Source organism: Ligilactobacillus equi DSM 15833 = JCM 10991 (assembly GCF_001435735.1).
Taxonomy (GTDB): domain Bacteria; phylum Bacillota; class Bacilli; order Lactobacillales; family Lactobacillaceae; genus Ligilactobacillus; species Ligilactobacillus equi.
This window is the reverse complement of sequence record NZ_AZFH01000022.1, coordinates 43885-58210: the sequence shown is the minus strand read 5'-3', so window position 1 is coordinate 58210 and position 14326 is coordinate 43885. Positions and strand designations below refer to the sequence as shown.

Genomic DNA, 14326 nt, shown 5'->3' with positions numbered 1-14326 from the left:
CCAGTATACAGAGAGATTGCCCGATAATTAATACGGGGGTGTTATAGGGTGCTTACCTTTAATAGGCTTTGAGGAGAAAAATATCAATACATTTCTCTTTTAGTTTTTACGGAAAATAACCTGCTCACTTCTAACATTCAACGAAAGCCCTATCTTTATTTCTTTTAATGCCTACACCTTCAATGTTCAAGTTAGTGTCATCCTCAATTATAGTGCCGAATAAGTATCCATAATTGAAAAAAGCACACTAAACAGTGACGCTCATACCTAATTTAATGCGCTTTTTGTAAAACTGTCTCCCAAAAATCATCTAAAATTGCAGGTAACTGTTGGTCAGAGAAGTTTTGCACTTGCCACTGTGGCGGAAAATACTGATAATAGCGTCTTTGTGCAAAACGCTCGTCCAAAAGTAAGACCACACCACAATCCTCCGCCGTGCGAATAACTCGCCCAGCGGCTTGGAAAACGTTATTTAAACCTGGTAATTGATAGGCTTGTAAAAAGCCATTTTCACCTTTGCAATCAAAATAGTCCTTGAGAGCATCATTTTTCAAATCTAATCTTGGTAAACCAACCGTCAAAATTGCAACTCCTTCTAGCTTACGTCCTTTCAAATCAATTCCTTCTGCAAAAATCCCCCCTAAGACTGCAAAAGCAACGAGCGAACTTGTTGGCTGATCCTTGAAAGCCGCTAAAAATTCCTGCCTTTCCTGAGATGACATGTCACTTGTTTGCACCAAAGTTTTAATCGTTGGATAAGCTTGATTGAAAGCTTGCACCACTTCATCTAACAATTTAAAGGATGGACAAAAAACAAGGTAATTGCCTGGATGACTTGCCTGCATAGCGCCGACCATCTTCACCACACGACTAAGATTTTGTTGACGATAACGATAAGTCATTTTTAAATTTGGCGCCACTAGCACCCTAAGATTCTCCGCCGGAAACGGTGAAGCTAAGCGATAAGCTAGACTATTTTCCTGACCACCTAAAAGTTCTTGATAGTATGGTAAAGGTGAAAGAGTGGCTGAAAAGAGAACCGCGCCACCACCCAGTGCCAAAGATTGGTCTAAGAGTGCACTCGGATTGAGGCAAAAAACTTCAACCTGACAACTCCCCTCTTGTAAAGCAAGCCGGGTTCGGAAGGTAGCATCATAGAAGTCAGAAATTTTTAAAAAAGTGTATGCCTGAAAAAAGGTCTCCATAATTTCGTCCTTGTGATTATAGCCTTGGTGCTTTTTCAGCCAAATCAACATATAATCGATAAACTTTTGTAAGCTTTTAGTCAAAGAAGGCAGTTTCTCATCCAACAATAATTCTTCTTGTTGATATTCTAACATCGGCTCCTTCACACTAGTAAACTGGCTAATTACTTTGTTTAATTGCTTTTTTAAGCCAGTAAAAGTAGTATCTTTCAACAAATCAACCAAGTTCTCAAAAACTTTTTCCGTGACCGTCGCTGTATACATCTCCCGCGCCCGATTGACCAGGTTGTGCGCTTCATCAATCAAAAAAAAGTTACCTTGATCTTGACTAGAAAAGAAACGTTGCAAGTAAACCCGTGGGTCAAAGAGATAATTATAATCACAAATCACCAAGTCGCAAAACAAGCTAATATCCAAAGAAAACTCAAAGGGATCGATGGTGTACTTTTGAGCATACTGGCGAATCACTTCCTTATCCATAAGGCTTTCATGTTCTAAAATATCCTTCAAGGCTGGCCGTAAACGATCATAATACCCTAACATATAAGGATTCTCGTCATCTTCTAAATCCTTTTCCTCGGGAAAAATCATTTGCTCCTTGGCATTCAAAACAACCGCCCGTATATCAACTTGTAAAATCTCCAGAGCTTGAACGGCCACTTGCCGGGTACTTTGCTTAGCCGTCAGATAGAATACACGTTGCGTCTTGGCTTCCCCCATGGCTTTCAAGGCCGGAAAAAGCGTCGACATGGTTTTACCGGTTCCAGTCGGGGCTTCCACAAAAAGACGTTTCTTTAAAGCAATGGCTTTGTAGACGGCTACTGCCAGTTCCCGTTGATTCTGACGATAGGCCGAAAAGGGAAATTTCAAGGCCTTCAAAGAACTCAACTTAGCTGCGGTTAATTCTTGCTTTAAGGTTACCCAAGCAGCAAATTCTTGCGTGACTTTCTCAAATAAAATCTCAGCTTCTGCTAACGTAAGAGTTTTAGTTACCTTTTCTATCGCTTCCGTCACAGTTGAGACATATAGTAACTCAATTTCCATTTGCACTAAGTCATACTCTCGCATCAAGAAATAAGCATACAATGTGGCCTGTCCAAAGTAGAGATCCAAGGTACTTTCTTTCAAGTCAGCATAATCTGCCGTTGAGGTTTTAATTTCGATAATCTTAACAGGTTCATCCTGGTCATTATAGGTAATTCCGTCGGCACGCCCTTGAATAATCCAGGTTTGTCCTCCTAGTTCTAGTTCGTACTTGAGACTAACTTCATTACGACTATTTGCTGGAAACTTACTTTGCAGTCGCTTGTGGATAACCACTCCATCTTGAGCTGCTAAAGGATTGGTGGCAGATTGACTACTACCTCCTAAATCCCCACGTTTTAAAATAAATTCTACTAACTGTCTGACCCCAATAACTTGTTTTAAAAACACCTTTTCACCCCCACTTATCCACCTGTGGATAACTTTCCTTCTCTATTATAGCTCACTTTTCCACAATAAATGCAAAAAAATACTCGCACTCAAACGAGTACGAGCATCCTTTTTGAAGTGGACAAGATTATTTAAGAGTAACCTTTGCGCCAACTTCTTCAAGCTTAGCTTGGATTTCTTCGGCTTCTTCCTTAGAAACGCCTTCCTTGATAACAGAAGGAGCGTTGTCAACAAGACCCTTAGCATCCTTCAAGCCAAGGCCAGTAATGTCCTTAACTACCTTGATAGCCTTAACCTTACCTGCACCGGCGTCAGTTAATTCTACATCAAATTCAGTCTTTTCAGCAGCGTCGCCACCAGCAGCACCTGCTACAGCAACTGGAGCAGCTGCAGAAACACCAAATTCTTCTTCGATTGCTTTAACTAAGTCGTTTAATTCAAGGATAGTTGCTTCTTTTAAATCAGCAACAATCTTTTCTGTATCTAATGCCATTATGATTTTCCTCCATTAGGTAATTTATTAATTGTTAATTAGTTTAGTGCAAGAAAGCCTTGCATTGACGCATTAAGCTGCGCCTTCTTCTTTGCTGTCAGCAACTGCGTTAACTGCATAAGCGAAGTTGCGAACAGGAGCTTGAAGTACGGAAAGAAGCATTGAAAGCATACCTTCCTTGTTTGGTAACTTGGAAAGAGCGTTGATTTCATCAACAGAAACAACTTCACCGTCAATCAAACCACCCTTAATTTCCAAAGCTTCGATGTCCTTAGCATAATTAGCCAAGATACGTGCTGGAGCAACAACATCTTCGTTTGAAAATGCAACGGCTGTAGGACCAACAAATACGTCTTCCAAACCTTCGTAGCCAAGCTTTTCAGCAGCGCGACGTAAGAATGAGTTCTTGATAACACGCATTTCAACGCCAGCTTCACGTAAGTCTTTACGTAAGTTAGTTACTTGTTCAACAGTTAAACCACGGTAGTCAACTACGACTGCAGAAGCAGCGTTTTGGAATTTTTCCACTGTTTCTTCAACAATCGCAGCTTTCTTTGCGATAATTTGTTCACTCACTTTTGATTCACCTCCTAGTCATTGTGTCAAAAGGTTTTGAAGTAATAAAAAAACCCTATGTTCACGAAGACATAGAGAGAGAATTAATTAAAAATCTCCTCGGCAGGATATTAAGGCTTACGCCACCTGAGTCTTCGGTAGAATCATATAAAATTGACCTTTATTAGAATAACATACCTAATATCGCAACGTCAACATTTTTTACAACTTTTTTTAAAAACCTGACACCCCTCGATTGTAGTAGACTACATGCTGATCTCCATTTTCAGGATCGACCAAAATTTTAGTTACGGAACAGTTATCTGGTTCAAGGATGGTTGTCCCGGATGACTTGGTTGCATTAATCGCAAAAGAACGGACTGTAAAGCCATGCGTTACCACGGCAATCTTGCCTTGTGGGTGCTTTTGGGTCACTGCTACTACAAAATCTGCCACCCGTTGTTCCACATCGGTAAAACTTTCACCTTTAGTAGCCACTTCAATATAACGTTCATTAACATCCTTAGTTAAATCCGAGAAATATTCGGGGTATTGATCCATTAATTCTTGGTTGTAGTGACCATCCCACTGCCCATAGGAAATTTCTAAAATACGTTCATCTTCATAAACTGGTATTTGAGCCTGCGTATTTAAAATGGCTGCTGTATCCCGTGTTCTTTGTAAAGGCGAAACATAAATAGCATCAAAACCTGTCAAATCAAAGTTAGCCGCTAAGTTTTGCGCTTGTTGTTTTCCCATATCATTTAAGTAAGTATTTTCTCCATTAATTTGCCCTTGCTTCAAACCAGCTTCATTTGCAAAGGTCCGACCGTGGCGAATAATGTATAATTCAGTCATTTCTAAACCCCCGTAAAAGTGTAATTTTTTTTATTATATCAGATAAATCAACTTTTAGGATTCGTGCAACTAACTTTTTAGTCCCTATTTTAAAAATCTCCTTGCTTTTTAATATAAGCGTGCTTATAATGTGGTTATGAACTAAATGAGGAGGAAAAAATATATGCTTAACTTAATCAAACACACAGCTACTTCCTCTTCTCGGTCTTCTCGTCTTTAGAAGGCCAACTTTGTCATGGCCTTCACCAATCAAAGTGAGGCCCTTAATAAAATTAGACTTTCAGCGGCACTCACTTTACCAAGTGAGTGCCTTTTCATTTAGAATTGGAGGAAAAATGCTATGCCTACATATAATTTTGCTGCCGGTCCCGCTACCTTACCACAGCCGGTCTTAGAGAAAGTCCAAGCCGAACTTTTGAATTTCGAAAATTCTCACATGAGTATCTTGGAAATTTCACACCGTTCCCCCCTCTACACTCATGTCTACCAAGCTGCTAAACAAAATCTTTTGAACTTAATGCACCTAGACGCTACAGTTTATGACGTTTTATTCCTCGGCGGAGGGGCCAGCCTACAATTTACCATGCTTCCCCTCAACTTAGCCCACAAACACCACCGAGTTGCCTATATTAATACTGGTCACTGGTCACAACGTGCCATCCAGGAAGCACAAAAGATCCCCGGCCTGACAGTGGATGTCCTAGCTTCTTCAGAAAATACGGATGGGACTTTCACCACAATTCCTGAAATTCCTGAAATCCCGACTGACACCTATGATTACCTACATATCACCACTAATAACACTATCATGGGGAATGCCTATTATGAACTGCCTGATACCAGTACACCTTTAGTTGCTGATATTTCTTCGAATTTTTTAGGACAAGAGTACCCCTTTGAAAAGTTCGACCTCATGTACGCCGGGGCCCAAAAGAATCTCGCACCTGCAGGTCTAACCATTGTGGTTTTAAAAAAATCCCTTTTAGACCAAGTTGCTAATCTACCTTCGATGCTTGACTACACGGCGCAAAGTCAAAAAGAGTCAGCTCTTAATACTCCACCAGTTTTCCAAGTCTACGTCGCCAATCTCGTTTTGGAATGGCTCAAGAACCTAGGTGGTATTGAAGCCATTGCACAAGAAAATCAACGTAAAGCGCAACTGCTCTATAACTGCTTAGATAATTCTCAACTTTTCCATAACAAAGTTGCAAAAGCTTACCGCTCCTTGATGAATATTCCTTTTGTCACAGATTCTAAGGAATTAGACGCAGAATTTATCCACGCTGCTAGCCAAGCTGGCCTCTTAAATCTTAAGGGGCACCGCTTAGTCGGCGGTATGCGCGCTAGTCTCTACAATGCCATGCCGTATGCCGGGGTCGAAGCCCTGTGTCACTTTATTGAAGAATTCGAACGTAACCATACCAACTAGGGAGGAAAAATAATATGTATCAAATTAAAACTTACAATGCTATCGCCAAGGAAGGTTTAGCCGAATTTGGTCGTAACTATGCCATCAATAAAACTGATAACCCAGATGCTTACCTGGTACGTTCAATCGACCTTCATGAACACGAATTTCCTTCATCCTTAAAGGCCATTGCTCGTTGTGGCGCAGGTTTCAACAACATTCCCTTGGATAGAGCCTTAGAAAACGGGACCATTGTCTTTAATACCCCAGGTGGGAATGCTAATGCCGTGAAGGAATTAATTGTAGCCTCCATGATTATGGCCAGTCGTAATATTATCGCCGCTGCAGAATGGTCCGCTAATGCGCAACCCGGAGCTGATATTACCTTGCGTACCGAAAAAGAAAAGACCAACTTTAATGGAACTGAATTGGCCGGCAAAACCTTAGCCGTCATCGGATTAGGCCACATCGGGTCTTTAGTTGCTAATATCGGGATTGACCTCGGTATGCAGGTTATTGGTTATGATCCTTACCTATCAGTTGAATCTGCTTGGAACCTTTCTGGCAATATTCAAAGAGCCGAAACGATTGAAGACGCTGTGCAAAACGCTGACTTTGTTACCGTCCACGTTCCTAAGGACCATGAAACCACCAATTTAATTTCTTATGAAGAATTTGCCTACTTCAAGCCAAACACTGTTCTCTTGAACTTCGCTCGCCTTGGTATTGTCGATAACCAAGCTGTCCTTTCTGCTATTGAAGATGGCACCGTGCGAAAGTACTATACCGACTTCTCCGACGAATTAATTTTGAACAATGACGATGTGGTAATTATGCCACATATCGGTGGTTCAACCATTGAAGCTGAAATCGGCTGTGCCAAAATTGCCGCCCAAGAAACTAAAGAATTCTTAGAAACCGGTAATATCCGCAACTCCGTTAACATGGCTAATGTCCACGCACCATTTAAGAGTGCTCACCGCATCACCGTCTTACACCAAAATATTCCTAACATGTTAGGGCAAATTTCTACTGTCATTGCCCAAGAAGGCATCAATATTGAAAATTTGGTCAACTCAGCCAAGGATAACTATGCCTACACCATGGTTGACATCGATGCTTTGGAAGGTCATGAAGCCCAAGAAATCGTCGCTCTTCTCGAAGCAATTCCAGCTGTCACCCGCGTGCGCCTCTTAAACAACCCATACAAGCGCTAATACCTTATAAAGTAATAAAAAATCGCTAGAAATTATCGTCTACCTAAAAACGATAAATTTTCTAGCGATTTTTTCTGAGCCTAAAATCTTGCTTCGTTTGGCACTTCTTTAAGGTTGATAATCATTAATTAACTTTTGTTTCTCATGCCACCAAAATACCCACACTGTCCCAAGAATCTTATCTCGTGGGACATAGCCATAGTAGCGGCTATCATTAGACACTTGACGATTATCCCCCAAAACAAAATATTTGTTTTTAGGCACCCTAAATTTCCTTCCGGTACCTAATGATACATCCTTGGCTTCCGGTTTAACCAAGTGAAATGTCCCTACTTTCTGCTGTGCTCTTGATATGTAGCTTTGACTTTGTTTTTTCCCATTTACAAATAAACTACCATCATTATGGTAAGAAATCACATCACCTGGTAAACCGATTACACGCTTAACATACAAAGTCTTAAGAGTAGCCCCTTTATCGACACCATGAGCTTTAAAAACAATAACCTTTCCTCTTTTTAGCTGTCCTTGCCTAACTAAGACAACCTTCTCACGATTATATAAATTAGGATCCATTGAATTTCCGCTAACAGAAACCAAAGAAAACAAAAAGGTTCTAATAATCAAGGCAATAGCCAACCCCACGACAACGGGAATTAGATATTCTAAACTTTTTTTCATTAATTTTTCTCCCTTTGAATGCAAGCTTTTCATAAAATCCTTCAGGCTACATTATTCTTAAAATTTTGAAAATTGATAATATCATCAAAAACGATGTTGATAATTGGAAAAAGCCACGGATTAACCTCTCCTTGGTAGTAAGTTGTCGTTTAGCCTGCAAGTTTTGTCTTCGTACAAAATTTAAAGGTAAAATCACAAAGAAAACATATACCAACAAGCTACTTGCATAACTCAAATATTCAAATAATTTTAAATCTTGCCACCACGTTATTCCAAGGATTGCGATTATCAAAATTAATATTTGACACACCATATATTGCAAGGTAATTTTAGCATGATACTTTAGTATTTTGTCCACTGATACTTTATCTGTTTTATGCATACCATAAATGACATACAATATTTTTTCCATAAAACTCACCCCTATTACTTTCATCCTTATCTTAACACACATCTCCTCGGTTTTAAAAAGAGCTTGTATTGAATTTTTAGTCATAATAGTCCGAAAGTAGAATGATATCATCCCAAAAATAATTACTTAATCCTAATAATTAGGTTACATTTATAGTAAAAAAGGCACCCTCAAATAAATGAGAGTGCCTTTTACAATAACTGTATTCTTTAGATTATAAAGAAGCTAAGTCAAGTGTAACACTTGGTCCGAAAGTTGAAGCAAGTGATACGTGCTTGATGTATTGACCCTTAACAGCGGCTGGACGAGCCTTAGCAACTACATCGTAGATAGTTTGGAAGTTGCCTGCAAGAGCAGCATCATCGAATGATACTTTACCCAATGGTACGTGCACGTTACCGTCACGATCAGTCCGGTAAGTAACCTTACCAGCTTTTGATTCTGAAACAGCCTTAGCTACGTCCATAGTAACTGTACCAGTCTTAGGGTTAGGCATTAAACCTTTAGGACCTAAAACACGACCTAAACGACCAACTTGGGCCATCATGTCTGGTGTTGCGATAGCAACATCAAAGTCCAACCAACCATCTTGGATTTGTGCAACTAAGTCATCGTCACCAACAACGTCTGCACCAGCTTCTTTAGCTTCGGCAGCCTTGGCACCCTTAGCAAACACAACAACCTTTTGGTCTTTACCAGTACCGTTTGGTAAAACAACGGCACCACGTAATTGTTGGTCAGCTTGCTTAGTGTCAACGTTCAAGTTGAAGGCAACTTCAACTGTTGCGTCGAACTTAGCAAAGTCCATTTCCTTAACTAATGCAATAGCTTCGTTAGCAGTGTATTCCTTACCTGCTTCAACAAGCTTTGCAGCTTCTAAATACTTTTTGCTCTTCTTTTTAGCCATTAGTGTAATTTCCTCCTTGCAATATGTGGTCTATCGGATATACCTCCCACTTGACGTCACTACTTTCATAGTGCGTCCGACTGAGAAGCATGGCCGTAGAAAGATTTAAATTAGCCTTCTACAACGAAGCCCATGCTACGTGCAGTACCTTCAATCATGCGCATTGCAGCTTCTACGTCTGCAGCGTTTAGATCTTGCATTTTTGTTTCAGCGATTTCTTGCACTTGTGCCTTTGTCACTGTAGCAACCTTGTTTGTGTTAGGTTCACCAGAACCCTTTTCAACACCAGCAGCCTTCTTCAATAATACGGCAGCAGGTGGTGTCTTAGTAACGAAGTCGAATGAACGGTCTTCGTAAACAGAAATCACAACAGGAATGATCATACCAGCTTGGTCAGCAGTACGAGCGTTGAATTCCTTTGTGAATCCCATGATATTGATACCAGCTTGACCCAAGGCAGGACCAACTGGAGGAGCAGGAGTTGCCTTCCCTGCAGGAATTTGTAATTTAACAACGTTAATAACGTTTTTTGCCACGGTAAAAACCTCCTTGTATTTGTGGTACGGATGGCCAATCAGTTTTCGGCCTCCCACGCGTATACCATAAGCATACTAGAATAATATAGCATTAAACTCGGCTATTTGCAAGCCTCACCAGCGAGTATTTTCAGCAAATTCTTAAAACCACATTTCTGAAATGTATCACTATGTTATTTTCCAATTAAGTTTGTAATAACTTTCCCTGATGATTGCTATTTAACCAATTTTTTGCTATACTTTGGTTGTCGCAAGCTTACCGTTTTTGGAAGCTTTTTTATTTTGAATTAATTTTTTAGGAGGAAATATCATGGCAGAATCATTTGCAAAACAATGGTATGTTCTACATACTTACGCTGGTTACGAAAACAAAGTTAAAGAAAACCTTGAATCTCGGGCAACATCCATGGGAATGGAAAATAACATCTTCCGCGTTGTTGTACCTGAACAAGAACACACTGAAATTACTAAGACAGGTAAGGAAAAAACTGTTAAAACTAACGACTTCCCTGGTTACGTTTTAGTAGAAATGGTAATGACCGACGAATCATGGTTCGTTGTGCGTAACACTCCCGGAGTTACTGGTTTCGTTGGTTCCCACGGTTCTGGTTCTAAACCAGCACCACTTTTAGACGAAGAAATCAACCACATCTTACATGGTTTAAATATGAGTTCACAGCACCCTGATATGGATCTTGAAGTTGGCGAAAACATTACCATCATTTCCGGACCATTCAAAGATCAAGTTGGTCGCATTACAGAAATTGACAAGGATAAGATGAAGTTGACTGTTGCCATCGATATGTTCGGACGTGAAACTTCAACAGAAATCGACTACGACCAAGTTAAAGAATTAGTTTAATATATTTAAAAAGCTCCATTCACAGATTTTGTGAACGGAGCTTTTTATTTGACTAGTTAATAAAGGTTGATAAACCTAATTGAACTAAGTAATCCACGACAGCAAAGAAAACAACAAAAGCAATCGACATTGCAATTACGGTTGTAGTGTCACGCCGGGTTTCTTTAGCATTTAACCAGGTTGTATCGCGCATTGTTTGAAAAACACTTTTAATAAACTTCATTGAGCTCACCTCGCTACTTAGTTTCACGGTGAAGGGTGTGTTGCCCGCAATACTTACAGAACTTCTTTACTTCTAAACGTTGTTGGCGTTGAGGGTTTTCTGTGATTGTGTAATTACGTGAACCACATTGTGCACACGCCAAGGCAATTTTTTTGTTAGCCATAGTTTCCTCCGTATCTTTTCTTCAACCTACTTTAGCATGAAATTTCAATAAGTGTCAATGGTTAACATTTTATCATACCGTGATACGACTAACACAAAATAACTACAAAAAGTCCGCGCCAGTATCTTACTTTTCTGGTTTCGGACTTTTATTTCCCAGCCTCTTACGCCCCTTTTTCATAAAAATTAGAGAACTATGCAACTATTTTCCCATTAATTCATCACGGAGCTTACCAAGTTTGTCTAATTGATCATCACCCCAAGGATTCTGACGCACAGAAGCTTGGTCTTGGTAGACCTTAGCAGCCACGGAGTTTTCCTTATTAGCACGCTTGATGTCTTGGTATAACTCCCAAGCTGGCTTTCTTAAGGCTCCTTGCGAGAAAATCACCCATTGTTCTGCTTGATCACTAGTCGCAACTGTGACTAGTGTTAAAGGATTCATCAATCGACCTGCTAAAGATTCAATATACGTATCTGCCGTTTGTCCTTCATCAGTCCAAACGACTTCTAAATTATATTGTTTGTAAGACCTGGTCATTCCCGGTACAAACATAGCATCAAAAACCACGATAATTTCATCGTAAGCTTGTTTGTGGTAGCGGGACAAAATTTGCAATAACTCATCTCGCGCTAAGGCTAATTCGTCTTTTTTCTTGAGCTTTTCTAATTCTGGCCAATGACCAATCATATTATAGGCATCAACAATTAATACCTGATGTTTCATTTTAGTTACCTCGTGAGGTAAAACCTTGGCAGATTAAGAGACTGGCTGCGACACTAGCATTGAGACTTTGAACATGCCCAACCATTGGAATAGTTAACATGTCATCACAGACTTTCTTGAGTAAAGGTGAAATCCCTTTACCCTCATTACCAATAACGACAGCAGTTGGACCTTTAGCTGACCATTTTCTAAAGTCAGTTCCCTGCATATCCGTTCCAAAAATCCACACGCCCCGCTTTTGAAGTTCTTTGGCGGTTTGCACCAAGTTAGTTACCCGCGCTACCGGTACGTATTCAATGGCTCCCGTAGAAGTCTTCGCTACCGTGGAAGTCAACTGTACGGCTCGACGCTTTGGAATAATAATTCCGTGTACTCCAAAAGCATCAGCAGTCCGCATAATAGAACCCAAATTGTGAGGATCTTCAATTCCATCCAAAATCATGATAAAGGGGTCTTCCCCCTTCACTTCTGCAGCCGCAAAGATGTCATCCACACTAGCATAGGCATACGCTGCCACTGCCAAGACCACCCCTTGGTGATTTTGGTTGTCCGATAACAAGTCCAGTTTTGACTTAGGGACTTGGGAAACAATGATATTTTTCTTTTGGGCTAATTTAACAATGTCATGAATCGCATCAGCTTTAAGGCCGGATTGCACAAAAACCTTGTTAATTTCTTGACCACTCTTTAAAGCCGCTTGGGCTGGATGACGCCCAATGATAAAGTCTTGGTCAGTATTCGGAGTATTTTTCTTATCCACGTGTTTTACCTTTACTTTCTACTGTTTTTATACACCAGTCCGCTAACCAGGCCACACGTTCGGCTTGACCACTTAAGTGTAGGTAGCCAAAGACTGCTTCAAAACCGGTTGAAATCCGATAAGTCACCACATTAGTATTTTTAGCCGAGGTATGACTCTTCGCATTGCGCCCCCGGCGGAAGAATTCTTCTTCTTCTGCGGTCAAAATACCTTGAGCTTGCCATTGTTCGACTAAAAAGGCTTGAGCCTTGGCAGAGACATAACGAGTCGCGATGTGGTGAAGCTTTGTGGGCTTGGTTAAACCATTTTCTAAAAGATGTTGGCGGACATATACTTCATAAATCGCATCGCCCATATAAGCGAGGGCAATCCCATTTAATTGACGATAATCTAATTTCATTTATTTTTCTCTTACTTTCGTTTCCAACGTGTCCCTTGGGGGGTGTCTTCCAAAATAATTCCCATTGCTTGGAGTTCATCACGTAAGGCATCACTGGTTTGGAAATCTTTATTTTTCCGGGCTAAGTCACGGTCTTTGACCATTTGGTCAATTTTCGCATCATCATCACCGGCTTGCGTTGTAAATTCTAAACCTAACACGGCTGTCATTTCTAAGAAGACTGTTTCTAAGAGCTGTAAATCCGCTAAACTCACTTGGGCTTGTTCGCTGTAAATGTTCATGAACTTAGCTAGTTCGTAAATCACCGCTAAACCATTTTGGACATTAATATCATCATCCATCGCTTCAATATAAGCTTGCTTAAAGTCAGTAACTTTTTGACTTACTTCAGCACTTAAAGCTTGTTCCAAAGCATCGACTTGGCGGAAGCGTAAGTTATCAATCGCATTACGTAACTTGTCGAGATTGGTCCGAGCTTCCGCTAAACTCATTTGACTGTAACGAATTGGTCGACGATATTGGGTCGTAGCCATCAAGAAACGAATTACTTGCGGGTCTTCTTGGCGTACTAAATCATGGACGGTAACAAAGTTCCCTAAAGACTTGCTCATTTTCTCATCTTGTTCGCCGACCGTCACAAAACCATTGTGCAGCCAGTAGTTAGCAAATTTCTTACCTGTCTTGGCTTCGCTTTGAGCGATTTCATTTTCGTGATGGGGAAATTCTAAGTCTTGGCCCCCAGCGTGAATATCAATCGTGTCACCCAGGTATTTAGTCGACATTACAGAACATTCAATGTGCCAACCAGGCCGCCCAGCCCCCCAAGGAGAATCCCAAGAAATTTCATTTTCCTTGGCCTTTTTCCACAAGGCAAAATCTAACGGATCTTCTTTTTTACCTTGGTCAAGGTTATCCACCCGTTGACTAGCACCTAATTCCAAGTCATCCACAGCTTGACCGGAAAGTTTACCATAATCCGTAAATTTACGGGCTCGGTAATAAACATCACCTTGAGCTTCATAGGCGTAGCCTTTTTCAATAAGCTCTCCAACAAAAGCAATAATATCAGCCATATTATCCATAACCCGGGGATTTAAGGTTGCTTTTTTAACATTTAAAGCTGTGATATCTTCGTAAAAGGCTGCGATATATTTATCCGTTACTGCTTGGACGCTTAGACCACTTTCTTGGCTAACTCGAATAATCTTGTCGTCTACGTCGGTAAAATTAGAGACATAATTAACTTCAAAACCCCGATATTCCAAATAGCGACGCACGGTATCAAAAGCCACCGCGGAACGAGCATTACCAATGTGGATATAATTATAGACGGTTGGTCCACAGACATACATCGTGACCCGACCTTCATTTAGTGGTTTAAAAACCTCTTTTTGGTTACTTAAGGTGTTATAAAATTGAAGCATCTTTTTTGGACCTTCCTTTCTAAAAAAAGCCCGGTTATCTGAAATAGCCGGACTTTTTGGCTTTT

General features: G+C 40.4%; 17 protein-coding genes and 1 other annotated feature. Of the genes, 3 read left to right on the top strand and 14 right to left on the bottom strand.

What is annotated here, in order from left to right:
- Positions 1 to 272 precede the first annotated feature (272 nt).
- From FC36_RS03490 to FC36_RS03475, 4 genes are all read right to left on the bottom strand, one after another.
- Positions 273 to 2639 carry a helicase C-terminal domain-containing protein gene (locus FC36_RS03490; RefSeq protein ID WP_056986712.1) on the bottom strand — a complete coding sequence of 789 codons (2367 nt, stop codon included), beginning with the start codon at positions 2637 to 2639 and terminating at the stop codon, positions 273 to 275.
- A 127-nt stretch (positions 2640 to 2766) separates the two neighbouring features.
- A complete protein-coding gene (rplL, locus tag FC36_RS03485) occupies positions 2767 to 3132 on the bottom strand; it encodes a 50S ribosomal protein L7/L12 (protein ID WP_023859080.1) in 366 nt (121 codons plus the stop codon).
- Positions 3133 to 3204: 72 nt separating this feature from the next.
- Complete coding sequence (gene rplJ, locus FC36_RS03480) at positions 3205 to 3708, bottom strand: 50S ribosomal protein L10 (protein WP_025021001.1); 504 nt, start codon at positions 3706 to 3708, stop codon at positions 3205 to 3207.
- 37 nt (positions 3709 to 3745) lie between these two features.
- Positions 3746 to 3864: a sequence feature (ribosomal protein L10 leader region), on the bottom strand.
- Positions 3865 to 3921: 57 nt separating this feature from the next.
- Positions 3922 to 4545 carry a histidine phosphatase family protein gene (locus FC36_RS03475; RefSeq protein ID WP_023859078.1) on the bottom strand — a complete coding sequence of 208 codons (624 nt, stop codon included), beginning with the start codon at positions 4543 to 4545 and terminating at the stop codon, positions 3922 to 3924.
- A gap of 340 nt (positions 4546 to 4885) precedes the next feature.
- Between FC36_RS03475 and serC the strand changes: the two genes are divergently transcribed.
- Together serC and FC36_RS03465 are read left to right on the top strand one after the other, a co-directional pair.
- Positions 4886 to 5974, top strand: a complete 1089-nt coding sequence (gene serC / locus FC36_RS03470) for a 3-phosphoserine/phosphohydroxythreonine transaminase (RefSeq protein WP_023859077.1) — start codon at positions 4886 to 4888, stop codon at positions 5972 to 5974.
- A 14-nt stretch (positions 5975 to 5988) separates the two neighbouring features.
- The gene (locus tag FC36_RS03465) at positions 5989 to 7170 is read left to right on the top strand and encodes a phosphoglycerate dehydrogenase (RefSeq protein WP_025021000.1); all 1182 of its coding nucleotides are present in this window, start codon (positions 5989 to 5991) and stop codon (positions 7168 to 7170) included.
- A gap of 108 nt (positions 7171 to 7278) precedes the next feature.
- Here FC36_RS03465 and lepB read toward each other — a convergent pair whose 3' ends face one another.
- From lepB to rplK, 4 genes are all read right to left on the bottom strand, one after another.
- A complete protein-coding gene (gene lepB, locus FC36_RS03460; protein ID WP_025020999.1) occupies positions 7279 to 7848 on the bottom strand; it encodes a signal peptidase I in 570 nt (189 codons plus the stop codon).
- Between the two features lie 46 nt (positions 7849 to 7894).
- Entirely contained in the window at positions 7895 to 8260 is a 366-nt protein-coding gene (locus FC36_RS03455) for a hypothetical protein (RefSeq protein WP_035188361.1), read from the bottom strand.
- 214 nt (positions 8261 to 8474) lie between these two features.
- On the bottom strand, positions 8475 to 9167 hold the full coding sequence (gene rplA / locus FC36_RS03450; RefSeq protein ID WP_023859074.1) for a 50S ribosomal protein L1: 693 nt from the start codon (positions 9165 to 9167) through the stop codon (positions 8475 to 8477).
- A 110-nt stretch (positions 9168 to 9277) separates the two neighbouring features.
- A complete protein-coding gene (rplK, locus tag FC36_RS03445) occupies positions 9278 to 9703 on the bottom strand; it encodes a 50S ribosomal protein L11 (protein WP_035189927.1) in 426 nt (141 codons plus the stop codon).
- 310 nt (positions 9704 to 10013) lie between these two features.
- Here rplK and nusG point away from each other — a divergent pair, with 310 nt between their 5' ends.
- Complete coding sequence (gene nusG, locus FC36_RS03440) at positions 10014 to 10565, top strand: transcription termination/antitermination protein NusG (protein WP_023859072.1); 552 nt, start codon at positions 10014 to 10016, stop codon at positions 10563 to 10565.
- 52 nt (positions 10566 to 10617) lie between these two features.
- On the opposite strand, the gene secE is transcribed toward nusG, so the two are convergent.
- The 6 genes from secE to cysS all read right to left on the bottom strand — a co-directional run bounded on the left by secE (position 10618) and on the right by cysS (position 14261).
- A complete protein-coding gene (gene secE, locus FC36_RS03435; protein ID WP_023859071.1) occupies positions 10618 to 10788 on the bottom strand; it encodes a preprotein translocase subunit SecE in 171 nt (56 codons plus the stop codon).
- A gap of 13 nt (positions 10789 to 10801) precedes the next feature.
- Entirely contained in the window at positions 10802 to 10951 is a 150-nt protein-coding gene (gene rpmG, locus FC36_RS03430; protein ID WP_025020996.1) for a 50S ribosomal protein L33, read from the bottom strand.
- 201 nt (positions 10952 to 11152) lie between these two features.
- Complete coding sequence (locus FC36_RS03425) at positions 11153 to 11677, bottom strand: NYN domain-containing protein (RefSeq protein WP_025020995.1); 525 nt, start codon at positions 11675 to 11677, stop codon at positions 11153 to 11155.
- 1 nt (position 11678) lies between these two features.
- On the bottom strand, positions 11679 to 12437 hold the full coding sequence (gene rlmB / locus FC36_RS03420; RefSeq protein WP_025020994.1) for a 23S rRNA (guanosine(2251)-2'-O)-methyltransferase RlmB: 759 nt from the start codon (positions 12435 to 12437) through the stop codon (positions 11679 to 11681).
- On the bottom strand, positions 12430 to 12837 hold the full coding sequence (locus FC36_RS03415) for a Mini-ribonuclease 3 (protein WP_023859068.1): 408 nt from the start codon (positions 12835 to 12837) through the stop codon (positions 12430 to 12432). Before FC36_RS03415 ends, rlmB begins: the two co-directional genes overlap by 8 nt.
- An 11-nt stretch (positions 12838 to 12848) precedes the next feature.
- Entirely contained in the window at positions 12849 to 14261 is a 1413-nt protein-coding gene (gene cysS, locus FC36_RS03410) for a cysteine--tRNA ligase (protein ID WP_025020993.1), read from the bottom strand.
- Between the last annotated feature and the right edge of the window lie 65 nt (positions 14262 to 14326).